The following is a 26277-nucleotide window of genomic DNA, read 5'->3' as shown; positions in this document are numbered from 1 at the left end:
GGATGTATGGGTTCACCAATCGTGGTCATGGGCGTGTCCGGGTCGGGAAAATCGACGGTCGGTGCGGCGTTGGCCCAGCGCTTGCGGGTGCCGTTCGCCGATGGCGACGACTTTCACCCGGCCGCCAACATCGCCAAGATGTCCGCGGGCCACGCGCTCGATGACGACGACCGCTATCCCTGGTTGGAAGCGATCGGTGAGTGGCTCGCCGACCATCGCGACGGTGGCGTGATGAGTTGCTCGGCGCTCAAACGCAAGTACCGCGACCAGCTGCGGCGGCATTGCCGCAATGTCATCTTTCTGCATCTGAGTGGCTCAGCCGAGGTGATCCGTAGGCGCCAGGCCAGCCGGCCAGGTCACTTCATGCCGGCCGCCCTGCTCGATTCCCAATTCGCGACGCTGGAACCGCTCGGCACTGACGAGTCCGGTGTCGCCATCGAGGTCGATCAGAGCATCGACGCCATAGTCAATGAGTACATCGATCGCGTTTCAGCCGAATCCGACACTGCTACAACAGAACAGGAGAACCGATGACCTCGGCGCTCACTCATCTCGCAGCCGGGACGGAACTGGTCGAACCGGTGGCGGGCGGCGCGCAGCTGGTCTTGGCCGCACTGGCCGGCATAGCCCTGATCGTCCTGCTCATCACGATCGTCAAACTGCATCCGTTCCTGGCACTGATCTTCGGCGCGCTCACCGTGGGTATCGCGGCGGGGGAGAACATCAGCGATGTCCTCGCCTCGTTCACCAGTGGGTTCGGTTCCACTGCTGCCAGCGTCGGAATACTCATCGCTCTCGGCGCGATGTTCGCCAAGCTGTTGGCCGACTCCGGCGGCGCCGACGAGATCGTGGACACCATCGTCGGGCATGCCTCACCGCGGGCGCTGCCGTGGGCGATGGCACTGGTGGGCGCGATCATCGGTCTGCCGATGTTCTTCGAGATCGGCCTGGTACTGCTGATGCCGGTGATCTACCTGGTGGCCCGCCGTTCGCAGCTGTCCTTGATCACGGTCGGCATCCCCGCTCTGGCGGGACTTTCGGCGATGCACGGATTCGTGCCACCGCATCCGGGGCCCGTCGCCGCGATCTCACTGCTCAACGCCGACTTGGGTGTGACGCTGGCGCTGGGCGTGCTGGTGGCGATTCCGACGATCGTCGTGGCAGGCCCGTTGTTCGGCAAGTTGGCCGGACGCTGGGTGGTTCTCGAAGTCCCGGACCGGTTCGATGCCTCGGAAACGACCGGCGCTGACTCCGACGGCGGTACGGCCGCGACGACCGTCACGAAGACGCGACCGACCTTCGCGATCACGATGTTCAGCGTTCTGTTGCCGGTGGCGCTGATGATGGGCAAGGCACTTGTCGACATCTTCGTCGACGACAAGACACATCTGCTGCGTCAGACGTTCGACATCGTCGGCCAGCCACTGATGGCGCTGCTCATCGCCGTGGTGGTCGGCATGTTCACGCTCGGTCGCGGTGCGAACATGAGCCGGGACCAGATCGTGAAATGCATCGAGTCGTCGCTTCCACCCGTGGCCGGCATCATCCTGATCGTCGCGGCGGGTGGCGGATTCAAACAGGTGCTGGTCGACACCGGAATCGGCACGTTGCTGGCCGAATGGGCCAAGGGCGCCAATCTGTCGGTGGTTCTGCTGGCGTGGGTGCTGGCGGTCCTGATCCGCTTGGCCACCGGTTCGGCCACCGTGGCCACCATCACCGCGTCGTCACTGATGCTCGGGTTGGTCGAGGGGATGAGCGCTGGCGAGGTGTCGCTGGTCGTGCTCGCGGTGGGCGCCGGCTCACTGTTCTTCTCACACGTCAACGACGCCGGATTCTGGCTCGTGAAGGAGTATTTCGGGATGACTGTCGGGCAGACCATCAAATCGTGGTCCCTGATGGAGACGGCGCTGTCGGTGGCCGGTCTGATCGTCGTCCTGCTGCTCGGGCTGGTGGTCTGACCGGGTTGTGTGCGGCGCCTCGTGAACGGGCGCCGCACACAACCACCCCTCAGCCTCGGACCACCTGTGTTCCACCGGCGAGTTCGTCGTGCTTGCCCTGCTTGGTGGGGCTGGAACTGATGGTCACCGCGATCACGATCATCGCGATGACTGCCAGAAATCCGCCGGCATAGGGAACGATCGGCAGTAGCGTGAACGCGTTGCGAATCATCGATTCCTTCGCCGTCGGTTTCGGTGTACCGCCGGGACCGCGCACGGCCAATCCCAATATCTTCTTGCCCGGCGTCGAGCCGGTCGCAACTTCCAATCCCACGAAGTAGACGAACATCAGCAATCCGGTGAACAGGCCGGTCACCCAAATGCTGGACAGCGAATCGGTGAAGAACCCGAGAATCACCGCCACGATCTCGACGATGATGCCGTCGATCACCCTGGCGAACCAGCGCCGCCCCAAACCGCCAGGGGGCTGGGTGGCATACGGCGGCGGGTAGCTGCCCGGTTGCCCGTACTGCCCGAATTGCGGTTGAAAATCACCCGTGGTCATGCCCCAACGCTACCGACCACGGTGCTGGTCCAGTTGGGTTCGCGCGCGATCCGCCAACGCAGCGGAACGTTCACGGGCTGCCTCGGCCAGTTCCGGCGCCCGCTCACGAGCCACGAGCGCGAACTCTTCGGCGCGGGCACGGGCGGCGTCGGCCACCTCGGGCCCGTGTTCGCGTGCCAATTGAGCCCATTCGCTGGCTCGTTCGACCGCGGCGTCCGCGAGTTCCCGGCCACGCTCGGCCCCGACGGCCAGGCCGTGCCCGATCTTCTCGGCGAGCGCACTGTCGGTGAGCGCGTCACCGCCGGCGGCCACACCGGGTACCGCGGCGGCGATGCTGGCAGAGACGTGCTGCGCGGCACGGCGGCCGCGCCAGGCCAGCGACGGTTTGCCCGCGGTATCGGCGGCGGCGATGATCAGGCCGCCCAGCAGGCTGACATCGGTGAAGAACTCCCGGCGCTGGGCGGCTGCCTGTTGTGGGTCGGAATCCTTCAGGAATGCCTGTGAGCCGATACTGCGCGGCACCATGGTGACGGCGAGTGCGGCCGCAGTCAGCCGTGGGGCCCGGCCCAGCGCCAGGAGCACCCCACCGGCCACTTGAACTGCCGCGTTGACTCGCGCCACCGTTGCGGCGTTGTTCGGAACCCCGGCTCCTACCGGTCCGGGTAATGCACTCAACGCGCCAAGTGTTCTGCGTGTGGTCTCGGTGGACGTACTCGGATCACGCAGGGTATCGACACCGCGGGCGATGAAGGTCGCAGACAACATGGGGCGGGCGATTCGTCTGATCAACATGGGCTAGGAGTTCCCCGAGCCCGCCACGGCAAACCTGTCGGCTCAGTCAGCGCGTCCGCAGGTCGGCGGGAGCGTGCGAGTAGCTTCGCAGGAGTGGAGCCCACGACCGGCATCGGCACCGGGTTATGAACTACGACTGGGAACAGTTGGGTGAGGACGTGTGGCGCACGCGCCTGCCGTTTTTGGATGTGACGGTCGGCCTGGTCGGCGGCGGCACGAAGGCTCTGTTGGTCGATGCCGGTACCACGTTGACCGAGGCTCGCGGGATCGAGGAGGACGTGGCGGCCCTCACCGGCCATCGCGTCGCCCATATCGTGCTGACGCACAACCATTTTGATCATATTCTCGGAGCTTCCTGGTTCAAGGAAGCGGAGATCTGTTGCGCGCCAGAAGTTGCCGACACCATGTCCTATGGTCGGACGCATTTGCGGACGGATGCGATCAGTCACGGCGCCGATGCCGGCGAGGTCGACCGCGCGATCGCGTCGATGAGAGTGCCGGCCCGCCGGGTGGCCGGCGCGGACATCGATCTCGGCGGCCGGAGCGTGAGCATCGCTCACCCGGGCCGTGGTCACACCACGCACGACTTGATCGTGACGGTGCCGGATCGACACCCCGTGGTGTTCTGCGGCGACCTTGTCGAGCAGTCCGGTGATCCGGTCATCGACGCCGATTCGGACCTGGTGGCGTGGCCGGCCACCCTCGAGGCGGTGCTGGCCGCCGGCGGGCAGGACGGAGTGTTCGTTCCCGGGCACGGCGCGGTCGTCGACGCCCATTTCGTCCGACGACAGCAGCACTGGCTGGGTGCCCGGCGTCGTTGGTGATCCCCGCCGTCCAATTTAATTAGCCCATATGCGACGATTCGCCGATGACCGAGGTTGACGCCCATTTCGTGCAGTCCGAGCAGGACCGGTTCCAGCCGACGCGCTTTGCCCAGAGCCACTGGGGTGAGGACCACCTCAACGGGCCGGCGCTCGTGGGCCTGGCCGCGCGCGCGTTGGAGTCGTCCTTCGGCCTTCCCGAGTTTCTACCGGCTCGGTTGACGGTCGACCTGTTCAAGGCGGCCCGTGGGCTACCGACGACGACGAAGGTGGCGCTGATTCGCGACGGCAGACGGGTTCGCAACTCCGAGTGCGAACTGGTTCAGGACGGCGTGACCGTCGCGCGCGCGACGTTGGTGCAGTACCGGTTGGGTGAACCACCACGAGGTGACGAGTGGACGGCGCCTGCCCGGTTCGAACCTCCGACCGCGCTCGACGGGGACCGGACGACATACATGGGCAGCGACGAGGGCGGTTGGAGCCGTGCCATCGCCGACCATCAGAACGCATCTCGTAAGCGGTTCATGAACCGCACCATCACCGTGGTTCAGGGACAGCCGAATTCGCCGTTCGTGCGGGCCGCCATGGCGGCTGAGGGCACCAGCCTGGTCACCAACCTGGGAACCGCCGGCGTCGGGTACATCAACGGTGACCTCACCGTGGCGCTGTCTCGGCTCCCCGGTGACGAGTGGATCGGGGTGCAGGCCGATTCGCATTGGGCCGCAGACGGTGTCGCCGTCGGTGCGTCGACGTTGTACGACAGTGCCGGAGCATTCGGCACCGGCCTCGTCACGGCGATCAGCAACCCGGCGGCTCAGATCGATTTCAACAACGACCCGTTTCCGGAACGCACCGCACCGCGCTGACCGCGCGACCAGCGCCGAGGTTTCCAAAAGGGCCGCAGTGGCAATTCAGCAGACATGGCCGAGTTGGACGACGGGTTCGAACGTGTGCTCTTGCAGGAGCTCTTGTCAGCGTACGGCCCCTGCGGCCAGGAGGACCAGGTCCGCGAGATCTGTCGCCGGGAGCTGGAAAACTTCGTCGACGAACTGTCGACCGATGCCGCCGGTAACCTCATCGGGCTGATCAAAGGGGCGAAGCCGGGTGCCGCCACCACCCGGATACTGGCCCATCTCGACGAACTGTCCATGCTCGTCAAGCGAATCGAGCCGGACGGCACGCTGCGGCTGACCCCACTCGGCACCATGTACCCGGCCAATTTCGGTCTGGGTCCCGTCGCGATTCTCGGCGACGACGAAACCCTCTGCGGGGTACTCGCATTGGGCTCAGAGCACACCACGCAGGAAACGCCGCACGTCTGGCAGACCAAGCCCGACCAAGGTGACAAGGCACTCGATTGGCCGGACGTCTACGTGTTCACCGGCCTGGAACCCGAACAGTTGGGCAAGGCAGGTATCGGGCCGGGCACCCGGGTGTGCATCGACCGCAGTAAGCGGGAGCTCATCGAGATTGGCGACTACCTCGGGTGTTATTTCATGGACGACCGGGCCGCAGTGCTGGCCTTGTTACTCCTCGCCCGGCGGGTGCACGGCACCGGTCGGCGCCCAGCCGGAGATCTGTACCTCGTCTTCACCACGAACGAAGAAGTCGGCGGGGTAGGGGCGGCTCATGCGTGTCGGACATTGCCCGGTGATCTCACGCTCGCGGTGGAAGTCGGACCGACGGAGGCGGAGTACGGCACCACGGTGACCGGCGGTCCGATCGTGGCATACAGCGACGCGCAGTGCGTGTACGACAAGGGTGTCGCCGATCGACTGTGTGCGATTGCCCGAAACCTCGGACACTCACCGCAAGCCGCGGTGCTCGGCGCATTCGAATCCGATGCGTCACATACAAAGGCTTCCGGGTTGTCGCCCCGGGCCGGATTGTTGTGTCTGCCCACCTTGAGTACGCATGGCTACGAGGTGATCTCGCGCACCGCGATAGCGGCGGTGACAGACGTACTGGTCGATTTTGTAGTCCATTTTTGATCGACCCGATTTGATCTCTTGTTTCCCGCCGACGGGTTGGGCATCGTGGCGAGGCTTCTGTACCACGCCTTGAACCCCTGATCAGCGCTCACTCACCACCGATCGGCACGGTCGTATCCACCGCACCCTCGGCCACCCGGTGCTCGACGCTCTTCGACCGACCGAAAGAACGCATGACATGCCTCGTACCGTCCTTCGCCGTGCCCTGATGACGTCCGCCGCAGCCTTGTCGGTTGCGATGGTGGCCGCCGGGTGCGGAAGTGGGACACAGAACGATTCCTCGGGCGATGGCGGCACGCCGGTGAGCGGCGGATCCATCGTGTACGGCGCTGACCGGGAGCCGACCTGCCTCGATCCGCACAACTTCGGTGACATGCCGCAGACCTACGTCGCCAGACAGTATCTGGACTCGCTGGTCTCGGAACGTCCCGACGGCTCGGTCGTACCGTGGCTGGCCGATTCGTGGACGGTGTCCCCGGACGGGTTGGTCTACACCTTCGCGATCCGCTCCGGGGTGAAATTCCACGACGGCACTCCACTGGATGCCGCTGCGGTGCAGGCCAACTTCGAGCACATCCTGGATCCGGCCACACAGTCACAGACCGATGCGGGCTATCTGCGGCCGTACTACAAGTCGTCGCGCGCAGTGAATCCGTCTACGTTCGAACTGACGCTGTCCTCACCGTATTCCGCCCTGCTGCCGGTGCTTTCACAGGCGTTCTTCGGAATCGAGTCACCCAAGGCGATGGCCCGCGGTCTGGAGGCCAACTGCCAGTCGCCGGTCGGCACCGGACCGTTTATCGTCAAACAGTGGATCCGCGGCCAAAGCGTCGAACTGGAACGCAACCCTGACTACAACTCGGCTCCACAAGACGCCAAGCATCAGGGGCCTGCCTATCTCGAGCACGTCAGCTGGAAGTTCCTCGAAGACGGTTCGGTCCGGTTCGCGGCGGTACAGGGTCGCGACGCCGACATCATCTTCAACCCACCGCCTCAGCAGAAGGCCGCGCTGGAAGCCGACCGCAACCTGGTCCTGCAGGCCTTCACTCATACCGGCCTGCCCAACGGCATCGCGCTGAACACCAGCCACGCACCGTTCGATGACAAGGCGGTGCGTCAGGCGTTCATCCACGGCGCCAATGCCGAAGCAGCCGTTCGCAGCGCGTATCTCGGCGTGTTCGACTGGGAGCCGGGCCCGCTGTCGTCGACGACGCCCTACCTGCGCGACGATCTACGTGACCACTACACCCACGACCCGGACAAGGCCAACGCGCTTCTGGACTCGGCGGGATGGACCCAGCGCGATGCCGACGGCTACCGGACCAAGGACGGCCGGCGCCTGACCGCCCAACTGGTCTACTCGTCGGATCCGGGAGACACGCCGCCCGCCGATGTCACCCTGTTCCAGAACATTCAGGCAGCCGAGAAACAAATCGGCTTCGATGTAGTGCTCAAGCCGCTTCCCGCCGACCAGTACTACGCGGCATTTACGAACAAGGATGCCTATGACGGATTAACCGGCGCGTACTGGAACAGCCCGACACCCGCCGTGCTGTCGATCGTGTACTCCAGCGATTCGCTGAAGGCGGCTCCGGGCAACAACATGTCGTGGGTTTCGGATCCCAAGATCGACGATCTGCTGCGCCGGGCGGCGGCGTCGATCGACGTCGAGCAGCAGAAGAAACTCTATGGCGAGGTTGAGCAGATCGTCGCCGAGAACGCCTATCACCTCGGCTTGTACCCGCAGACCACCCGACTGGTGGCAAAGAAGCGACTGAAGGACGTCTGGATCGAGCCTTCGGAGGGTGAGCCCGTGCTGCACGACGCGTGGCTGGCGCCGTGAGGCGCGCGCTGATCCGAATTGCCGCAATGCTCGGAGTGCTCTGGGGCGCAGCGACTTTGACGTTCCTGGCGCAGCACCTGATGCCGGGGGACCCGGCTCAGACGATTCTCGGTGGCGCCGGGTCGAAACCCAGCCCCGAGCAACTGGCCGCGGTCAACGCGCAGTACGGGTTCGACCGGCCACTGCTGACGCAGTATGTCGGCTATCTCGCTGGGCTGCTGCGGGGCGACCTGGGCACGTCGTACGTGCTCAAGCAACCGGTGGCCGACATCATCGGGCAGCAGGTAGGACCGACCCTGGTGTTGACGATCACCGCGTTGGCGGCCTCATGGGTGATTGCCGTGGTGGTCACCCTGCTCACCGCGCATCGCAGTCGGGTGCTGTCCGCGCTCGGTTCGGGTGTGGAGATCATTTTGGCCGCGTTGCCGCAGTATTGGCTCGGCATCGTGTTGTTGGTGGTGTTCGCGTTCCAGCTACACCTGTTCCCGGTCGTCGGCGACGACGGGGTTGCCGGCCTGGTGCTGCCGGCATTGACTCTGGCACTACCGTTGGCCGGCTTCCTGGGGCAGGTGACCCGCGACGAGTTCTCCACGGCGATGGAGCAGCCATTCGCCGTGTCGGCACGCGCGCGCGGAATGAGCGACTGGGGTGTGCGCTGGCGCCACGCGTTGCGGCACGCGGTGTTACCCGGCCTGTCCCTTTCGGGTTGGGCCCTGGGGTCGTTGTTCTCGACGGCCGTGATCGTCGAGATTGTCTTCGTGCGGCCCGGATTGGGCCGCATCTTGGTCGACGCCGTCACCAAACAGGACATGCCGGTGGTGGTGGGAGTGACGCTGCTGGTGGCGTTGGTCTACGTGGTGGCCAACCTCGTGGTGGACATCACGTTCGTCCGGATCGACCCCCGCCTGAGGAGGGCGTGACATGGCTGTGCGGATCATCGACCGACCCGCGGCGGGGTCGGGCCGCGGTGTCTGGGCCGGCGGACGGTTCCGACCGGCGGTGTGGATCGCCGGTGCGTACCTTGCGATGATGCTGGCCTGGGCGCTGGCCCCGGCGCTGTTCACCAGTGAGTCGCCGTTTGACACCGATATCGAGACACCGCTGCAGGTCCCGTCCTGGGAGCACTGGTTCGGTACCGATGCGTCCGGACGCGACATCTACACCCGTGTCGTCTACGGCACGCAGAGCTCGCTGGCGATCGGGGTCGGGGCCACCGCGTTGGCGCTGAGCGTCGCGATCGTGTTCGGCCTGGCTTCCGGGTTGGGCGGCCGGCTCACCGACGGAGCCATCAGCCGCTTCCTCGAGATTGTGCTCGCCCTGCCAGGCATGCTGGTCGCGCTGCTGTTCATCGCGATGCTGGGCCCGGGCGCAGCCACCCAGATCGTCGCTGTCGCGATCGGTTCGGCCGCGGGGTACGCGCGGATGATCCGGGGGCAGGTGCTGGCGGTCAAGGACTCCGGATATGTGAGCGCGGCAATCGCTCTCGGGCATCCACCGCATCGCATCGTCAGCCACCACATCTTTCCCAACGCGATGCGCCCCCTGGTGGTCCTGGGAACCATGGGCGTGGGTCAGTCGATCGTGTGGGCGTCCTCACTGAGCTTCCTGGGGCTGGGCGTAGCCCCACCGGCACCCGAGTGGGGCGCCATGCTCAACGCCGGACGCGACTTCGTGTCCACAGCTTGGTGGCTCGAAGTGTTCCCGGGCCTGGCGATCGTCGGCTGCACCCTCGCAGTCACCGTCGTAGGCCGCTACCTGCAGCAACGCCTGGAAGGACGGCTGACATGACCGACGTACTGCCCGCTCGGCCTCGAACCGCCGGGGAGCGGGCGGACCGACTGGTCGATGTTTCGGGTCTCGAAGTCTCCTTCGGGCTCGGCCGCGCGCGCCGTCGCGTGGTTCATGGGATCTCGTTCCATCTCGATGCTGGGGAGTGCCTGGCGCTGGTCGGCGAATCCGGCTCCGGCAAGAGCGTGACCGCGCGCACTCTGCTGGGTCTGACCGGCGCAGCTTCGTCGGTGCGGGTAAGGGCGGACCGCCTCGACGTAGGAGGCGAATCGGTACTGGGATACCGCGATCGCGACTGGCGGGCGGTGCGCGGCAAGAAGGCCGGTTTCGTGCTGCAGGACGCCCTGGTGTCTCTGGATCCGCTGCGCAGTGTGGGCCGCGAAATCGCCGAGACGCTGCGGCTGCACCGGTTCGGCAACCGCACGCGACGCTCCGCACGGGTCATCGAACTGCTTACGGCCGTGGGTGTGCCGGACCCAGAGCTGCGGGCCCGGCAACTCCCACACGAGTTGTCCGGCGGCCAACGGCAACGGGCATTGATCGCTTCGGCGATCGCCCTGGACCCGCCGCTGCTCATTGCCGACGAGCCGACCACCGCGCTGGATGTCACCGTGCAGGCGCAGATCCTCGACCTGCTTGCGGAGATGAAGGATCGTGGCACCGGCCTCCTCGTGATCAGCCACGACCTCGCGGTGGTGAGCCGATTGGCCGATCGGGTGGCGGTGATGCGCGACGGCCATGTGGTGGAACAGGGTTCCGTGGCTCAGGTGCTCTCGGCGCCGGCACATCCCTACACGCAGTCGCTACTGGATGCGGTACCCGCGGCTCACCGCAAGGGCACTCGGTTGTCGACCGCGTCGCCACGCCCGGGGCACCAGGTGACTCGCGAGACCCCGCCCGATGACGGAATCCTGCTGCGGGCAGAAGGTTTGGTGAAGAGGTTCACCGGTCCCGACGGGGTGTCCCGCACGGCTGTGGACGGTGTGTCGTTCACCCTGCGGGTCGGTGAGACGCTCGGGATCGTGGGGGAATCCGGCTCGGGTAAGACCACCACGGCACGCCTGGCGCTGGCCCTGCTCGATCCGGATGAAGGCAGTGTGTTCCTGGCCGGTGAGCCATGGAGTCGGGCCACCGAATCCGAGCGGCGACCCCGGCGCCGCCGGATTTCAGTGGTCTACCAGGATCCTCTGAGCTCCTTCGACCCTCGCTGGACGGTGCGACGGATAATCTCCGACGCCCTACCGGCCCAGAGGTTTTCGGATGTCGAAGCGCGTCGGCGCCGCACTGAGGATCTGCTCGCCGACGTAGGGTTGAGTCCTGAGCATCTGGATCGCCGGCCGTTGTCGCTGTCCGGTGGCCAGCGACAGCGGGTTGCGATCGCCCGGGCGCTGGCCCCTGAGCCGGACGTAATCGTCTGCGACGAGCCGGTTTCCGCACTCGACGTCACCATTCAGGCGCAAGTACTGGATCTGTTGAACGACCTGCAGGACCGACTTCGGTTGTCCTACCTGTTCATCTCGCACGATCTCGGAGTCATCCACCACATGGCCGACCGGGTCCTGGTGATGCGGCGGGGCCGGGTCGTCGAGTCCGGGACGGCGGCAGACATTTTCACCGACCCGCAGGATCCCTACACCCGTGAACTGCTCGCCAGTCTGCCGACCGGTGAGCCCGAACCCATTGCCGGAGGTTTGCCGTGACCCGATAGATTGTGCTCAACGCCTTCGACATGAATTGTGTCGCCCACATCGTGGCGGGCACCTGGCGCCATCCCGAATCGCAGGCGGTGCGCTACAAGGACATCGACTACTGGCTGGACCTGGCCAAGGTGCTCGAGCGGGGGCTGTTCGACGGGTTGTTCATCGCCGACGTGCTCGGCATCTACGACGTGTACGGGGGCGGCCCGACAGCGGCGCTGCGTTCGGGCGCCCAGGTCCCGGTGAACGATCCGTTGCTCGTTGTGCCCGCAATGGCCACTGTCACAGAGCACCTCGGCTTCGGCGTCACTGCTGCCACATCATTCGAGCATCCGTATTCGTTCGCGCGCCGGATGTCGACCCTGGACCACCTCACGAAGGGCAGAGTGGGGTGGAACATCGTCACCGGCTACTTGGAGAGCGCCGCGCAGAACCACGGCCTGGACACGATCACCCCGCACGCCGATCGCTACGACATCGCCGATGAGTACACCGAGGTGTTGTACAAACTGTGGGAGGGCTCGTGGGAGGACGATGCTGTCGGAGTCGAACCGGGCCGGGCCAACTACGCCGATCCGGCCAAGGTGCATCCGATCGCACATGACGGCAGGCATTTCCGAGTTCCCGGTATCCACCTGTGTGAGCCATCGCCGCAGCGGACCCCGGTGTTGTACCAGGCCGGGGCCTCGAGCCGTGGTCGGCAGTTCGGTGCAGAGAACGCCGAGGTGATCTTCATCGGCGCACCAACCAAGGAGATCTTGCGCGAGGCAGTGGCCGATATCAGAGGGCGTGCCGCGGCGGCCGGACGCGACCCGTATGACGTCAAGATCGTCAACGGCCATGTGGTGGTGACCGGAGCGACTGAGCAGGCCGCGCAGGCCCGCTACGACGAGTTCCGCCGCTACACCGATCCCGAAGGTGCCCTGGCCCTGTGGTCCGGATGGCTGGGAACCGACCTGTCCCGCTTCGATCTCGACGATCCGGTTGCGGTCACCGACAACGAGTTCCTGAAGTCCTCGGTGGAGATGTTCGGCCAGGGGCAGTGGACACTGCGCGACTTCATCGACGCGAAAGCCATCGACGCCGAGGGCGGATTCACCGTTGGCTCGCCGAGCCAGGTGGCCGACGAGTTGCAGGAATGGGTGGAGGAAACCGATGTCGACGGATTCAACCTGACCAATGTGATCACCCCGGGGTCTTTCGTCGACTTCGTCGATCACGTGGTGCCGGAGTTGCAGCGGCGCGGCGTGTACAAGACGTCGTACGACGAGGGAACCCTGCGCCACAAGCTGTTCGGGCGCGGCGCCCGACTGCCCGAATCTCACCGCGCCGCCCGCTACCGCCACGCCAACCAGGAGGCAATCCGATGACATCGACCACTGCTCAATCCGTCACCTACGGGTCGGAGCGGCTCACCAACCTGATCGCCGCAATCGGCGAGGGCGCGCTGGAGCGGGAGCGCACCGGCGAACGGCCCTTCGCCGCAATCGAACTCATCCGGGCCGAGCGGCTGGGCGCCCTGCGGGTTCCCAGTGCCGACGGTGGCGGTGGCGCGACGCTGCGGGAACTGTTCGCCCTGGTGATCGAATTGGCCACGGCCGACGTGAACGTCGCTCACATCCTGCGCGGGCATTTCTCGCACGTGGAGGAGCGGCTGCGACTCGATGTCGAGCAGCGCCGCCGGGTGACCGAGCTGGCGTTGTCCGGCGCGATTGTGGGCAACGCCTCGACCGAACTGGGCTCCGCTCCGGCCGGCGGATTCAGCTGGCAGACCAGACTCACCCGCGACGGTGACGGGTACCGACTCAACGGACGCAAGTTCTTCACTACCGGCACGCTGTACGCGGACTACGCCGAGGTGCTGGCCAGCAATCCCGAGGGCGCGTCGGTGATCGTCCTGATTCCTACCGACCGGCCCGGCTTCACGGTGATCGACGACTGGGACGGCATGGGTCAGCGTGCCACTGGGACGGGGACCGCGACGTTCGAGGACATCGCGGTATCGGCTGATGAGGTGCTGGAGTTCGCCCCGCCGAACGCCGACGACGAAGAACAGTCGTTGTATCTGTCGGGCGCGTTCTTCCAGCTGTATGTGACGGCGCTGGAAGTCGGTGTGGTGCATGCGCTTCGCAATGATGCGGTGGCGCACGTTCTGCAGCGGCCGCGTAGCTTCGCCTGGGCGCCCAACCCGACGGCTGCCGATGACCCGCTGCTGCAGCGGGAGATCGGCGAGATCGCGGCGGCGGCCTTCGCCGGTCAGGCGACCGTACTGGCCGCAGCCGATGCGCTCGCAACGGCATTCGAGGCCGACACGGCGGGCACCGATCCGGGTCTCGAACTGGCCCATGAGGCGTCCGCGCAGGCCGCCGCGGCCAAGATCGTCGTCGACGGGCTGGCGCAGAAGGCCGCGTCGCAGATCTTCGATGTCGGCGGGGCGTCTGTGGTGCGGCAGTCGTATCTGCTCGATCGGCATTGGCGCAACATCCGGACGCTGGCCTCACACAACCCGGCGTCATACAAGGCACAGGCCCTCGGTGTCCTGCATGTGCGGGGCACCCGGCTACCGGGCAGCGGGTATTTCTGATCCGGCCGGGCCACCTACCGCGGCGGATCAGCTACGGAACACCACCCAGCGCATGGCGCTGTACATGAAGACCGCCTCGCAGCCGCCGGCGACGATCCGGGCCAGGTGATACTCGACACCTACGGCCGCCAGCGCACTCGACACCCCCAGGATGAACGCCAGGTAGTTGATCACGACGACTACGACATACACCGTCAATTGCGGACCGACAGCAGCGTGCGAGCGAAAGTTCAGTGTCCGGTTCAGGTAGTAGGCCAAGCCGAAAGCCACGGCGTACCCCACCGTCACCGCGACCGGCAGTGGCGCCCGGAACCCGCCGTGCAGCACCGTCAGCACTGTCAGATCGACACCGAAAGTAAAGGTATTGATCAATGCGAAGCCGAGGAATGTCGGCGCCACAAAAGAATTCAGTGGCGCGGGCAGGGCTCGAGCCACCACCACACACATGTGGTGGAATCGCTCGGCCGGCGATACCCGGTTCGGTTCGCTGCGCACATGGACACGGTGGCATCGGAAGGTGTCGGGACCATGAGCACCGGGCGAACTTCACCGCCTGCCGGCGCAGGCACCTCACTCCGAGATCGCCACCCCGTCGTAGCTGGTCAGCATCTCGGTATTGGGCAGCGCCATCTGCAGGTAGAGGTCGATGTGACGAATCTTGTCATCGGTGGTGAACTCGTACACGGATATCGAGTTCACCACCGATTCGAAGTCACCCATCTTCGTGTGTTCCTCGAGTTCGAGGAACACGACGCCGTCGATTTCGCTCACGCGCTTGAACAAGCCGTGCCAGTCGGACGCCACGGCCCAGTTGGTCATGAAATCGGTGTACTGCTCCCAGTTCATCACCTCTTTGAAATTGCCGATGCGTTCGAACTCGTCGACGGCGACCAAGTCGGCCAGCGCGGCCCAGCCCTCGACCCCGAATCCGGGCTGCTTTGCGGCTTCCACCAACTGTTTGGTGGTGGCCGCGTACTGCACCACGGCACGGCACCGGCCGCTGTATTCGTCGACAACTTCACGGACATCTTTCAACGAAGATCTTCCTGTTCTGTGATCGGTTGGAAGTCGGCGCGGATCAGGCGCCGGCGGCGGCCAGGTACTTGTCGATGACCGAATGGAAGTGGGCGATGACCACTTCTTCCTTGACCAATGCCATGTGCTTCAGTGCGGTGTTGCGCAACCCGATCTGCTGGCGCGGCATCTGTTCGTAATCCTGTTGCAGCGCCTCGAAATACTTGAAGCTGCCCGGTTCGTCGACGACGATCGGTTCAGCGGTGAACGCGGCCTTGGCTTCCTCCGGCAGCCACATGTAGCTGGCGACGTGCCAGATGCACCGGTTGGGGTCTCCGTCGGGGTGAGGCAGCGACATGATGATGTGCGCTTCCCCGGCTCGAATGGTCATGAAGAAATTCGGGAACCAGACCCAGCCGTGATTGTCGCTCATCTGAGCGTCGGTCAGCCCGCTGACGTCAAGACCCATGGCGGTCAACGTGTCTCGCGTCGCCTTCTGCATCAGCGTGCGAGCGGTGACGCCGTCCGGAAAATTCAGCGTTCCGTCGACGTCGCGGTACTTCCCAACGAGTTCCTGGAAGCGGGGGATGACCGCGACGGTGGAGGGAAATGTCTCCGGCAGGTCCATGATCCCGTCGACCTGCTGTTCAGGGGTGGCGCCGACGACGTCGAACGGCGCCATCGACACGCTGTGCTGCTCGAAGAACCGGTACCGGCTCGTGGCCGGGTCGATGTTGATCACACGCAACAGCTGGGGGTGGATGCCGTCGATGTGGTAGCCCTCCTGGAAGGCGTCGAGCACCACCTTCCAGTTGCAGTCGATGGCCTCGGTCACGTCCATCACGGTCACCATCTCGTCGAGATGGTACGGCGCGAGCATGGTCGCGACCTCTTCGCCGATGAAATCGGCCAGCGGCGCTGCGTCCGGATCCGGATTGAGGAAGATGAAACCCGCGAACGTGTCCACCGCGGCCTCGATCAACCCATGGCTGTCTTTGTCGATCGGCCCGGCCAACGCCTCGCGGAGCATGCCTTTGAGTCGTCCGTCGAGGTCGTAGGACCACAAGTGGTACTGACACAGAAAGCCGCGCTTGGCATTCCCGCGGGCTTCGCGGCACAGCACGTTTCCTCGATGTCGGCATGCATTGACAAACGCGTGCAGCCGCCCGTCTTTACCGCGCACGATGAGGTAGGACTGATCGAAGATCTGGTACTGCTTCCAGTCGCCCGCGTTGGTCAACTCGTCGACCCGGCCGACGACCTGCCAAACCTTCTGCCAGATCGAATCACGCTCCTGGGCAACGAATTCCGGTGCGGTATAGCGACTGGTCGGTATCTCCATCCGATACGCGTCGGGGGAGATGTCATCAAGGCCGGTGGCGTTCTCGACCCAATCTCCGGGGCGTGCCGTCTGCACGGGCGGACCTCCTCGATCGATACGTGGGCGGTGAGGTGTCAGTTGTGACTGCGGTCACTACTATACACAGACGTATATTCAATACAAGGATGAATATGAGCGCTGCGAGCCGGTAAAACACAAGTGCGACGACCTTTGACAGGATGGGTCTCATGGCCGAACGCTGGACCAAGCAACGCCGCTTGGAGCACACTCGCAATGTCCTGCTGGACGCTGCCGAGGAGGTCTTCGCGCGCAAAGGGTTTGACGGTGCTGCGCTTGAGGACATCGCTGAGGTCGGGGGATACACCCGCGGCGCGATTTACTCACATTTCGGCAGCAAGGCCGAGTTGTTCCTGGCGGTCGTAGAACGCCAGCGTCAACAATTCCTCGACGGCTTCGCCGACGTCATCGCGACGTTTCACCGGCTCGAGGATCTCGATGCCGACGAACTCGGTGATCGCTGGCGGGATCTTGTCGCCCTCGAAGGCCCCGATCGCGCTGTCCTCGGATCCGAGTACACGCTGTTCCTGCTCCGCAATCCGCAGGCGCGGGAGCGTGTGGCCGCGCAACGGGAAGAGACGGTCCGCGCGCTGGCCGACTATATCGACAAGGGCGCAGCCCGCCTGGGGGGCCACGTGAGCATCCCGACTCTGGACCTGGCACGTGTCATTCTGGCCGCCAACGACGGCGTCACCCTCAACAGCTTGTTGGACGACCAGGCGGTCTATCGGCCGTTCCTTCGCATGGTGTTGGCCAATATCGTCGTGCCCAAGAGCAAAAACCCGTGATCAAGTCCAGTCACCCAGCGCGCACAGGCGCGCTGATGGCAATGGCCTCCATGCTGTGCGTGCAGACCGGCCTGGCGGTGGCTGTCGGTCTGATCGACCAGATAGGTGCCGAGGGCGCGGCGTGGCTGCGTCTGGCATGGGCCGGCGTCCTGATGCTCGTGATCGTGCGGCCGCGACCGTCGGCGTTCACCAAGTCCGCGTTCTGGACCTGTGTCGCGCTCGGCGTCGTCACGGCCGGAGTCACGATGCTCTTCATGGCGGCGCTGGCGCGGATCCCGCTCGGCACGGCCAGCGCGCTGGAGTTTCTCGGCCCGCTCGGGGTTGCGGTCGCACACGGGAAGGGGCGCAACCGGATTCTGTGGCCCGGGCTGGCGGCCGCCGGCGTCGTTCTGCTCACCGAGCCCTGGACGGGCGACGTCGACCCGGTCGGTGTGCTCTTCGCGCTGAGTGCCGCGCTGTGTTGGGCTTGCTACATCCTGCTGACTCAACGGGTCGGCGACGAGGTGGCCGGCATCAAAGGGCTCGGGGTGTCCATGCCGGTCGCCGCGTTGGTTGCCACGGCCTTCGTCGGTCCATCGGTAGCTCCCCAGCTGACACCGCAACTGCTGTTGATCGGTGTGGGCCTGGCAATCCTGTTGCCGGTGGTTCCGTTCGCTCTCGAGATGTCTGCGTTGCGGTATCTGAGCGCGGCGGCGTTCGGAACGTTGATGGCCCTGGAGCCCGCCTTCGCGATGCTGGTCGGTCTCGCGCTGCTTCACCAGATCCCGGCCCCGGCTGCCGTGATCGGAATCTGTCTCGTGGTGGCAGCGGGGATCGGGGCGGCACGCACGGGAGCGCGCGCCGCGCCGATCCCGACCGAGATCGGTTGAGGAGAAACCGCCGGCTCAGACGTCGATCCGCTTGCGCCGGTACAGCGTTCCGGCAACGAGCAGCAACAGGCTCACCACCAGGATGGCCGTGGCCAGTACGTTGATCTGCGGTGGGACCGCAGCTTTGACCGCCGCGTTGACATACAACGGATAGGTGACCGTCGAGCCGCTGACGAAGTAGGTGACGATGAAGTCGTCCAGGGACAGCGCGAACGACAGCATCGCCGCGGCGACGATGCCCGGAACGATCAGTGGCAGAGTCACTTTGAAAAACGTCCGGGCCGGACTCGCGCCGAGATCCATCGACGCGTCTTCCAGGGTCCAGTCGAATCCGCGTACCCGGGCACGCACCGTCATCGCGATGAAGCTGACCTGGAAGGCGATGTGGGCCAGCACGATCGTGGTGTAGCCGGTGGCCCATCCCAGATCGAGGAACAACGTCAGCAGCGAGGCGCCCATGACCACCTCGGGAGCGGTCAGCGGCAGCACCAGAAACGTATCGACGGCCTTTTGTCCACGGAATCGCTGTCGCACCAGGGCGATCGCCACCAATGTGCCCAGCACCAAGGCAACCGCCGTCGACACCGCGGCGACGTTGAGGCTCAACTTCAATGCCTCGGTGAGCGCCGGGTACTTGAACGGGTGCGCCCAGTTGTCGAGGGTGAAGCCCTGCCAGGTGTAGTTGAATTTGCCTGCCGGGTCGTTGAACGAGAACAGCACGATCACGAAAATCGGCAGAAACAAGTACAACAGCACCAGCCCCGCGACAAGCCGCAGCACCAGGTCACCCCACCTGGGCGAGCCCTTGACGGTCCTGCGTACGGGCTGCTCGAGCGGCTCGGTCATGGCCTGAGTGGTCACACCAGATCCTCCGTCCCCAGCGCGCGGGTGTAGAGCAGCACGCCGACCAGGATGATGGCCATCAGCACCATGCTGAGCGCGGCGGCGGCCGGATAGTCCTTGACCACCAGGAACTGCTTCTGGATCACGTTTCCGATCATGCTGGTCTGGGTGCTGCCGAGGTAGTCGGCATTGATGAAGTCGCCGACCGCCGGGATGAATACCAGCATGCTGCCCGCCAGAACGCCCGGCATCGACAGCGGCAGAATCACTTTGGTGAAGCTGCGCCGGTTGGACGAGTACAGGTCCTTGGAGGCCTCGATCAGGCGCGGATCGATCTTCTCCAGGCTCACGTAGAGCGGCAGGATCATGAAGATGATCCAGTTGTAGACCAGGCCGCCGATCACCGCCCAGCTCGTCGAGAGCAGCCGTCCCTCGCTGGGCAGCAGGCCGATCGAGCCCAGTGCACTGACCACCAGTCCGTCATCGGCCAGGATCGTCTTCCAGGCGATGGTGCGGATCAGGAAGGTCACGAAGAACGGCAGGATGACCAGCCCGAGGATGAGGTTCTTGTACCGGCCCGCCTTGAACGCGATCACGTAGGCCAACGGAAACGCCAGCGCCGCGCACACGACGGTCGCCACCAGCGCGTAGCCGAAGGATCGCAGTATCTGATCCTGGTACAGGCTGAACGCGTGCGTGTAATTGCCGAAGTTCCAATCGAACTCCAGAGTCGGCAGATACACCGACCCGCCCGACGTCGACAACGAGGTCCGTGCCAGCGAGAAGAACGGCACCACGAAGAAGATCCCGAGGTATACCAACGCCGGCAGGATCATCAGGTAGGGCGCGATCTTGCTTCGCTGCCGGCTGCTTGTGGCCACTCCCGCCATCGGCGTCAGCCTCCGGTCACTGCGGCGTAGAGAGTGTTGAACTCCTGGGTCTGCTCATCGGTGAGTGCCGACCACGACTTGAGCTTCGACAGGATGTCGGCCGGCGGGTTGATCAGCGGGTTGCTGGCGACCTTCGGATCGATCTTGGCGAGTTCGTCGGTCATGTCCGACAGCACGGGCACGAACTGGGTGAACGCGATGAGCTTGGCGTAGTTGGCGCGGTCGTACACATAGTCGATCCACGCCTCGGCGGCTTTCTGGTTCTGTGTGGTGTACGGGATCACCATGGTGTCGATGAACCAGTCGCCGCCGGACTCGGGCACGATGAACTTCAGATCCGGATTGTCGGCCTGCAGCTGGACGACGTCACCCGAATATGCCTGGGCGACAGCGATGTTGCCCGCGGCGAGGTCGTCGGCGTAGTCGTTGCCGGTGAACCGGCGGATCTGACCCTTGTCCTTTTGCTCGCGGATGAAATCGACGGCCTTCGTGACGGCTTCGGTGGTCGGGTTCTCGACGGAGTTGCCCTGCCACTGCATGATCATGCCGAGCCCGTCCTGGACGTCGGACAACAGGCTGACCCGGCCCTTGAAGGCGGGGTCCCACAGATCGTCGATCTTGGTGATGTCGCGACCGGTTGCGGCCCGGTTGTAAGCCAGACCGACCATGCCGGTCATGTAGGGAGCCGTGTACTTGCGCCCGGGATCGGCCTTCGAGTTGAGCAGGTCGTCGCGCAGATTCTTCTTGTTGGGGACGCGCGAATCGCTGATCTCGTTGAGCCACTTGAGCCCGGCGAGTCGCACTGCCATGAACTCGGTGGGCACGACGAGGTCGGAACCGATGTCCTGCTTGCGCGACAACGGTTCCTTCGCCTTGGCGAACCACTGCTCGTTGTCGTTGAAGTCTTCCTTGTAATCCACCGTCAGGCCGGTCTTGGTCTGGAAACCCGCGACGAAGCCGTCAGCCATGTACAGCGGCCAGTTCGAGATGCGGACGGTGCCGGTGGCCGGTGATCCGTCGTCGGGGGCCGCTGAAGTGGTTGGGGCACTGGATTTCTCGCCGGAACTGCAGGCGGCGAGGATTGACGGGCCCAGGGCCAGTGCGGCGGCGGCAGCGGCACCGCCGCCCAGGAATCGGCGACGCGATGTGCGATTCGCGGTCAGCCGGGCGAGCAGTCGGGGGTCGATGTTGTCAGGCATGGGCGACCTTTCGGTGAATTCGGGCGCTTCCGGATGTCAGGGGTTCGAGAGGGGTGTGGAGCGTGCCTACGTGTCGTCGAGCATCTCTTCGAGGTCTTCCGCGGTGGGGATGTCCGCTGCCGGAAGTACTCGCGACGCTTCCGGTGACCAGCTCACGTGCACCGCGTCGCCGGGGCGCAGCAGTGGTAGGTCCTGCTCGGGGCCGACATGGGCGATGATCGTCGAATCATCCGGTGCGGCAAGCGAAAGCCGTAACACCGGACCCTGGAAGGTGAGATCTTTGACCGTGGCGGCAACGGTGGCGACGTCACCGGTCGGCTGGTCGATCGAGACACGCACCCGCTCGGGGCGGACCATCAAGGTGGCGTGCCCGCCGGGTTCGATCGTCGTGTCGCCGGGCTTGGCCTTGAGCGTGGTACCCAGCACCTCGATCTCGACGAAGTCGCGGTTGCTCCGGCCGGTCTGGCGGCCGGGCCACAGGTTGGCCTGACCGATGAAGCTCGCGACGAACACCGTCGCCGGGCGGTCGTAGATCTCGGTGGGGCTGCCGATCTGTTCGACGTTGCCGTTGTTCATCACCGCGATCCGGTCACTCATGGTGAGCGCCTCTTCCTGATCGTGGGTGACGTAGATGAACGTGATGCCGACTTCGCGCTGGATGCGTTTGAGTTCGAACTGCATGGCGTGGCGCAATTTGAGATCGAGGGCGCCGAGCGGCTCGTCGAGCAGGAGCGCACTGGGATAGTTGACCAAGGCCCGGGCCAGTGCCACCCGCTGCTGTTGTCCTCCGGAGAGCTGGCCGGGCTTGCGCTTGGCGAAGTCGGAGAGCCGCACGATCTCCAACAGCTCGTCGACACTGCGTTTGATCTCGGCTTTTTCTTTCTTCTGACTGCGCGGCCCGTAGGCGACGTTGTCCCACACCGTCATGTGCGGGAACAACGCGTAGTGCTGGAAGACGGTGTTGACGTTGCGCTTGTGCGGCGGCACGCGCGAGACGTCGACGCCTTCGAGCCGGATCGCGCCCTCGGTCGGGCTTTCGAATCCGGCGATCATGCGCAGGGTGGTGGTCTTCCCGCAGCCCGACGGGCCGAGCATCGAGAAGAACTCGCCTGACGCGATCGAGAAGTCCGCCTCGGCGACGGCGATGTAGTCGCCGAACCGTTTGGTGACGTGGTCGATCTCGATGACGGGCGAGCCGCTACGCGGTGCGTCGGGTCCCGTCGATGCGTCGACGGTGGTGATATCTGGGCCGGTCAGCGGTCTCCTCCTCCGGTGCAGCCTGCAAGCTGTCGCTAAACAATCGCGGATTGCGGCGACCTGCGCAAGGGATTCCGCAATGAATTAACAATTTTTCAATGGAATCCTTTGTTTCAAGGGGCTTGGCAGCGTGATTCCATAGCGCGGCAGGGTTTCGGCCACGGCACGTGTAGGCAGGCCGAGGCGCTGCGGGGATGAGTGGCTCGGCTCAAGTTTGGCAGTTCGGCACACTGTTCCGGCCGGAAACCCGGGACTGTGCGAATCAGCCCCACTCGTGGTTCATCGCCCGGGACTCCGACATGGTGTGTACGGATTCGCCGTGACGGTCGGGTGCGCGCGACACCGCGATTAGGGCCATCGCCAAGCCTGCGCTCACCGCGCCGGCGACGAAGATCGTGACGAAGCTGCCCTCGGACGGCACCAGGCGATGTCCGAGCAGCACGGCGACGACGGCGGCGGCCACCGAGCTGCCGATCGTTCGTGCGATGGCGTTCATGCTCGTGGCGATGCCCGTCTCGCCGCTGTCCACCTCACTGACGACCAGTGCGGGCAGCGCGCCGTAGCCCAGGCTGATGTAGGCGTTGGCCAGAACACCGGCCAGGACGACTTGCCAGGGACGGTCGTGCGCGACGGCGAGCATGACGAATCCGGCGATACCGGCGACAGCGGCTACGACCAGGACCCTGCGGGCGCCGTACCGGTCGATGTAGCGGCCGCTGACGAGCGCCACCAGGAATCCGGTGAGTGCGCCGGGCAGCAGGAAGTAGACGCTGGCCTGGAGCACGGTCGCGCCGAATCCGTATCCGGCGGCCTGACGCGACATCTGGACGAACTGGGTGAGGCCGAGGAACGAGAAGTACAAGCCCATTCCGACCAGGATCGTGGCCAGATTGGTCAGCAGGATGGGCCGTCGGGCCAGCATCGTGGTCGAGACAAGAGGGTCGGCGGCACGTCGCTCCCACCGCCACCAACTGATCAGCACGCCGGCGCCACCGATCAGAAACCCGAGAGTGCCCGGATGGCCCCAGCCCCAGGCATTGCCCTGGGTGATGGCGAGCAGCACTGACGACAGACCGATCGCCAGACCGGCTGCGCCCAGCCAGTCGATCGCGCCGCCGGCGTCGGGCCGGCGGTTGGGCACGACGACCACCGCGACCACGATGACGACGGCGGTGAATACTGTGGTCAGCCAGAACACCCGGTGATAGCCCGCGTCCCCGGTCATCAGCAGGCCCGTCACGACGAGGCCGACACCACCACCGAAACCCAGCGTTCCGGACAACACCGACATCGCGCCCACCAGGCGATCCTCGGCCAGCTCTTCGCGCAGGATCGCGATGCTGATCGGGTAGAGCGCGTAGGAGGCGCCCTGCAGGACGCGGGCGGCCACCAGCAGCGGTACCGATGCGGTCACCGCGGCGAGCACCGAGCCGGCCAACACGACCAGCAGCACACCCAGCAGGACCCGCTTCTTGCTGTAGAGATCGGCCAGCCGGCCGATCAGCGGGGTGGACGCTGCCGCCGCCAGCAGGTTGGCTGTGACAGCCCAGCTGACGGCCACCGAGGAGGTGTTGAGCTGGTGAGCGATGATCCCCAGGATCGGGACCACAGCGGTCTGCAGGATCGCGACAGTGAGAGCCACCAGGCTCAGTCCGGCGATGAGGACTCCGGGGCGGCGTGGCCTCTGAGGCGCTGCCAGGGAGCCGGACCGGTCGGTTTCGGTCCTGGCCACGACCCGCTCCGATCCATAGGTAGTCTTTGCGTTCTCGATTATGGCCATCGTGGGGCACATGCCCGCACACCGGGTGGGTTGTCGAATAGGCGTATCGCGTTCACCGACCGGCCACGGCGGTCACCCCAGCGCTGCCAGCACGTGCGCGGTGAACTCCGACGTCGATGCGTTACCACCGACGTCGGCCGTGCCGACACCGGTATCGAGGACGCGCCGGACAGCGTTCTCGATGCGATCCGCGGCGACGCCGAGCGCCGGAGTACCGGTGTCCTGACCTGAGAGCCAGCGCAGCAGCATCGCGGTGGACAGGATCATCGCGACCGGGTTGGCGACATCGCGTCCGGCGATGTCGGGTGCGGACCCATGAGCCGCCTGGGCCATAGCGTGAGTGTGGGAAGCATTGATCGACGGTGCCATCCCCAGCGAACCGCTCAACTGCCCGGCAAGATCGGACAGGATGTCACCGAACATGTTCTCGGCCACGATCACATCGAATTCGCCGGGGTGGCTCACCAACCGCGCCGCGAGTGCGTCGATGTGCTCACCGCGGACTTCCACCTCGGGGTAGTGCTCGGCGACCGCCAGGCATACGTCCCGGAACAGCCCGGTGGTCTTGGCCAGGACATTCGTCTTGTGCGCGATGGTGACGGACTTTCGGCGGGCGGCGGCCAACCGGAATGCCTGATGCGCGATTCGCTCACAGGCCGTGCGGGTGAACACGGCGACGGCCAGCGCGACATCCGGCGTGGGCATGAATTCGCCTGCACCGTCGTACATATTCCGGTCGGCATAGAAGCCTTCGGTGTTCTCCCTGACGATGACCACGTCCAGATCCGGGCACACCGCCCCGACGGATGCACTCAAGGTCCGTGCGGGCCGGATGTTGGCAAACAAGTTGTAGCGCTTGCGGATTGCTCCGCCCGGCGACAGTGTGCCGCGGAACTGCTCGGGGTACCCGGCGTTGTCGTGCGGTCCCAGTATCCATCCGGCCAACCCGTCGAGTTCGGCCAGCGTCGGCTCCGGCAGCGGGGTTCCGAACTCGCTGATCGCCTCGAGGCCGAAGGGCAGTTCACGCCAGCTGACACCGACCGATACGCCGGCCAGGGCTTGTTCGGCAATCCGAGTTGACGAATCCACGATCTCAGGTCCGATGCCGTCGCCGAGGAGCACACCGAGAGTCAGCACACCGCCATCTTCCACTCAAACGGGATGAGCCGTGGCCCACTGCACGAACATCTCGGCGATCTCCGCCGGCTTTTCCTCCGGCAGCCAGTGCGAGACCCCGGCGAGCGTTTCGAATCGGTAGGGCGCGCTCACGTACTTCGCGGTGTCGAGCGCCGGTTTGGCGGTGATGGCGATATCGCGGTCACTCCAGACATACAGGGTCGGCACCGTGATGGCGTGCGCATCGCCAAGGCCCGACCCGCTGAACGGCATGGCGCGATACCAGTTCAGCGCCGCGCTCAGGGCCCCGGGTTCGGCCATGGCGCGGGCGTCACGTTTGGCCGCCTCGGCCGGCAACCCGCTGGAGATCAACGATTTGACGATGGCCTTGCCGCGGCGGTCGCGGCCGAGCAACAAGCGTTCGGACACCCAGGGCAGTTGATTGACGTACATGTACCACGACACCAGGCCCTGGCGACTCGTCAGCAGCGACCGCAGGAACGCGAGCGGGTGGGGCACCGACAAAGCCGTCAACGACGCCAACTTCTCAGGCGCCTGGCCCGCCAGGCTCCAGGCCACCGCAGCACCCCAGTCGTGTCCGATGAGATGGACTCGAGCGGCCCCGCTCGCGTCGATCAGCGCGAGGATGTCCTCCACCAATTCTGTCCCACGGTAGTCCCGACGACGATGCGGGCGGGCCCCCGGCGAGTATCCGCGCTGGTTGGGCGCCAGGCACCGGAACCCGTTTGCGGTGAGCACGGAGATGATCGGTTCCCAGCTGGTGTTCTGTTGTGGAAACCCATGAAGCAGCACGACCACCGGTCCGTCGGCGGGGCCGCGATCGATGACGTCGAATACGAATTTTCCGCGCCGAAACTGATCCATACCGTGCATCATGCCAAGCCGGCGGGGCCGGCGACAGGGGTCAGCTTCCCCCGGGGGAAACGAGAGTGGTTGTTTGCCAGGAGATCCCGCTGTCGATAGCCGTGACCTTCCGGTGGCCAACTTGTGACGGCAACGTGGCGCCGATCGGCGTCTGCCCGGTTGCCGCGCACGCTCAGGATGCGGTACCAATCGTCAGGTGTCTGTAGGAAGGAACATCTG

Annotated in this window: 25 protein-coding genes; 13 read left to right on the top strand and 12 right to left on the bottom strand. The window is 65.2% G+C overall.

The window, feature by feature from the left end:
* Positions 1 to 6: 6 nt before the first annotated feature.
* Together K6L26_RS17060 and K6L26_RS17055 are read left to right on the top strand one after the other, a co-directional pair.
* Positions 7 to 534 carry a gluconokinase gene (locus K6L26_RS17060; protein ID WP_019343105.1) on the top strand — a complete coding sequence of 176 codons (528 nt, stop codon included), beginning with the start codon at positions 7 to 9 and terminating at the stop codon, positions 532 to 534.
* Positions 531 to 1958 carry a GntP family permease gene (locus tag K6L26_RS17055; RefSeq protein ID WP_221850872.1) on the top strand — a complete coding sequence of 476 codons (1428 nt, stop codon included), beginning with the start codon at positions 531 to 533 and terminating at the stop codon, positions 1956 to 1958. Before K6L26_RS17060 ends, K6L26_RS17055 begins: the two co-directional genes overlap by 4 nt.
* Positions 1959 to 2007: 49 nt before the next feature.
* On the opposite strand, the gene K6L26_RS17050 is transcribed toward K6L26_RS17055, so the two are convergent.
* Entirely contained in the window at positions 2008 to 2502 is a 495-nt protein-coding gene (locus tag K6L26_RS17050; RefSeq protein ID WP_076212806.1) for an RDD family protein, read from the bottom strand.
* Positions 2503 to 2511: 9 nt separating this feature from the next.
* Positions 2512 to 3294 carry a DoxX family protein gene (locus K6L26_RS17045; protein WP_081394977.1) on the bottom strand — a complete coding sequence of 261 codons (783 nt, stop codon included), beginning with the start codon at positions 3292 to 3294 and terminating at the stop codon, positions 2512 to 2514.
* Between the two features lie 125 nt (positions 3295 to 3419).
* On the opposite strand from K6L26_RS17045, the gene K6L26_RS17040 reads away from it, so the two are divergent.
* From K6L26_RS17040 to K6L26_RS17000, 9 genes are all read left to right on the top strand, one after another.
* On the top strand, positions 3420 to 4118 hold the full coding sequence (locus K6L26_RS17040; RefSeq protein ID WP_076212812.1) for an MBL fold metallo-hydrolase: 699 nt from the start codon (positions 3420 to 3422) through the stop codon (positions 4116 to 4118).
* Between the two features lie 44 nt (positions 4119 to 4162).
* Positions 4163 to 4981: an acyl-CoA thioesterase domain-containing protein gene (locus K6L26_RS17035; RefSeq protein WP_019343181.1), complete on the top strand. Its 819-nt coding sequence runs from the start codon at positions 4163 to 4165 to the stop codon at positions 4979 to 4981.
* Between the two features lie 54 nt (positions 4982 to 5035).
* The gene (locus K6L26_RS17030; protein WP_221850871.1) at positions 5036 to 6106 is read left to right on the top strand and encodes a M42 family metallopeptidase; all 1071 of its coding nucleotides are present in this window, start codon (positions 5036 to 5038) and stop codon (positions 6104 to 6106) included.
* A 178-nt stretch (positions 6107 to 6284) separates the two neighbouring features.
* Positions 6285 to 7949, top strand: a complete 1665-nt coding sequence (locus K6L26_RS17025; RefSeq protein WP_076212820.1) for an ABC transporter substrate-binding protein — start codon at positions 6285 to 6287, stop codon at positions 7947 to 7949.
* Positions 7946 to 8869, top strand: a complete 924-nt coding sequence (locus K6L26_RS17020) for an ABC transporter permease (RefSeq protein ID WP_245008606.1) — start codon at positions 7946 to 7948, stop codon at positions 8867 to 8869. Before K6L26_RS17025 ends, K6L26_RS17020 begins: the two co-directional genes overlap by 4 nt.
* 1 nt (position 8870) lies before the next feature.
* Positions 8871 to 9737, top strand: coding sequence for an ABC transporter permease (locus K6L26_RS17015; RefSeq protein ID WP_019343177.1), 867 nt, complete (start codon positions 8871 to 8873; stop codon positions 9735 to 9737).
* Positions 9734 to 11437, top strand: coding sequence for a dipeptide ABC transporter ATP-binding protein (locus K6L26_RS17010; RefSeq protein ID WP_221850869.1), 1704 nt, complete (start codon positions 9734 to 9736; stop codon positions 11435 to 11437). Before K6L26_RS17015 ends, K6L26_RS17010 begins: the two co-directional genes overlap by 4 nt.
* Before the next feature lie 8 nt (positions 11438 to 11445).
* Positions 11446 to 12804 carry an LLM class flavin-dependent oxidoreductase gene (locus K6L26_RS17005; protein ID WP_280639577.1) on the top strand — a complete coding sequence of 453 codons (1359 nt, stop codon included), beginning with the start codon at positions 11446 to 11448 and terminating at the stop codon, positions 12802 to 12804.
* Positions 12801 to 14018: an acyl-CoA dehydrogenase family protein gene (locus K6L26_RS17000; RefSeq protein WP_221850865.1), complete on the top strand. Its 1218-nt coding sequence runs from the start codon at positions 12801 to 12803 to the stop codon at positions 14016 to 14018. The genes K6L26_RS17005 and K6L26_RS17000 overlap by 4 nt, the downstream gene beginning before the upstream one ends.
* A 27-nt stretch (positions 14019 to 14045) precedes the next feature.
* Here the strand turns inward: K6L26_RS17000 and K6L26_RS16995 are convergent, their stop codons facing one another.
* The 3 genes from K6L26_RS16995 to K6L26_RS16985 form a co-directional block, all read right to left on the bottom strand.
* Positions 14046 to 14465: a GtrA family protein gene (locus K6L26_RS16995; protein WP_221853414.1), complete on the bottom strand. Its 420-nt coding sequence runs from the start codon at positions 14463 to 14465 to the stop codon at positions 14046 to 14048.
* Positions 14466 to 14588: 123 nt separating this feature from the next.
* Positions 14589 to 15053 (bottom strand): hypothetical protein, encoded by a 465-nt coding sequence (locus K6L26_RS16990; protein ID WP_064897875.1) that lies wholly within the window; start codon positions 15051 to 15053, stop codon positions 14589 to 14591.
* A gap of 43 nt (positions 15054 to 15096) precedes the next feature.
* Positions 15097 to 16449 (bottom strand): aromatic ring-hydroxylating oxygenase subunit alpha, encoded by a 1353-nt coding sequence (locus K6L26_RS16985; RefSeq protein ID WP_019343171.1) that lies wholly within the window; start codon positions 16447 to 16449, stop codon positions 15097 to 15099.
* A gap of 152 nt (positions 16450 to 16601) precedes the next feature.
* Here K6L26_RS16985 and K6L26_RS16980 point away from each other — a divergent pair, with 152 nt between their 5' ends.
* On the top strand, positions 16602 to 17219 hold the full coding sequence (locus tag K6L26_RS16980) for a TetR/AcrR family transcriptional regulator (protein WP_085141287.1): 618 nt from the start codon (positions 16602 to 16604) through the stop codon (positions 17217 to 17219).
* Between the two features lie 35 nt (positions 17220 to 17254).
* On the top strand, positions 17255 to 18088 hold the full coding sequence (locus K6L26_RS16975) for an EamA family transporter (RefSeq protein ID WP_085141286.1): 834 nt from the start codon (positions 17255 to 17257) through the stop codon (positions 18086 to 18088).
* 15 nt (positions 18089 to 18103) lie between these two features.
* Here K6L26_RS16975 and K6L26_RS16970 read toward each other — a convergent pair whose 3' ends face one another.
* From K6L26_RS16970 to K6L26_RS16940, 7 genes are all read right to left on the bottom strand, one after another.
* The gene (locus K6L26_RS16970; protein WP_085141214.1) at positions 18104 to 18949 is read right to left on the bottom strand and encodes an ABC transporter permease; all 846 of its coding nucleotides are present in this window, start codon (positions 18947 to 18949) and stop codon (positions 18104 to 18106) included.
* Positions 18946 to 19821 (bottom strand): ABC transporter permease, encoded by an 876-nt coding sequence (locus tag K6L26_RS16965; RefSeq protein ID WP_019343167.1) that lies wholly within the window; start codon positions 19819 to 19821, stop codon positions 18946 to 18948. The genes K6L26_RS16970 and K6L26_RS16965 overlap by 4 nt, the downstream gene beginning before the upstream one ends.
* Before the next feature lie 5 nt (positions 19822 to 19826).
* Positions 19827 to 21020: a polyamine ABC transporter substrate-binding protein gene (locus K6L26_RS16960; protein ID WP_064897869.1), complete on the bottom strand. Its 1194-nt coding sequence runs from the start codon at positions 21018 to 21020 to the stop codon at positions 19827 to 19829.
* Between the two features lie 66 nt (positions 21021 to 21086).
* The gene (locus K6L26_RS16955; protein ID WP_234709329.1) at positions 21087 to 22115 is read right to left on the bottom strand and encodes an ABC transporter ATP-binding protein; all 1029 of its coding nucleotides are present in this window, start codon (positions 22113 to 22115) and stop codon (positions 21087 to 21089) included.
* Positions 22116 to 22539: 424 nt separating this feature from the next.
* Positions 22540 to 24009 (bottom strand): MFS transporter, encoded by a 1470-nt coding sequence (locus K6L26_RS16950; protein WP_085141285.1) that lies wholly within the window; start codon positions 24007 to 24009, stop codon positions 22540 to 22542.
* 120 nt (positions 24010 to 24129) lie between these two features.
* Positions 24130 to 25194 carry an isocitrate/isopropylmalate dehydrogenase family protein gene (locus K6L26_RS16945; RefSeq protein WP_064897886.1) on the bottom strand — a complete coding sequence of 355 codons (1065 nt, stop codon included), beginning with the start codon at positions 25192 to 25194 and terminating at the stop codon, positions 24130 to 24132.
* Between the two features lie 15 nt (positions 25195 to 25209).
* The gene (locus K6L26_RS16940) at positions 25210 to 26058 is read right to left on the bottom strand and encodes an alpha/beta fold hydrolase (protein WP_085141284.1); all 849 of its coding nucleotides are present in this window, start codon (positions 26056 to 26058) and stop codon (positions 25210 to 25212) included.
* Positions 26059 to 26277 lie beyond the last annotated feature (219 nt).

Origin of the sequence: Mycobacterium farcinogenes, assembly GCF_019739075.1 — a bacterium.
GTDB lineage: Bacteria > Actinomycetota > Actinomycetes > Mycobacteriales > Mycobacteriaceae > Mycobacterium > Mycobacterium senegalense.
The sequence above is the reverse complement of the archived record's forward strand: the minus strand, read 5'-3'. Positions and strand labels throughout refer to the sequence as shown.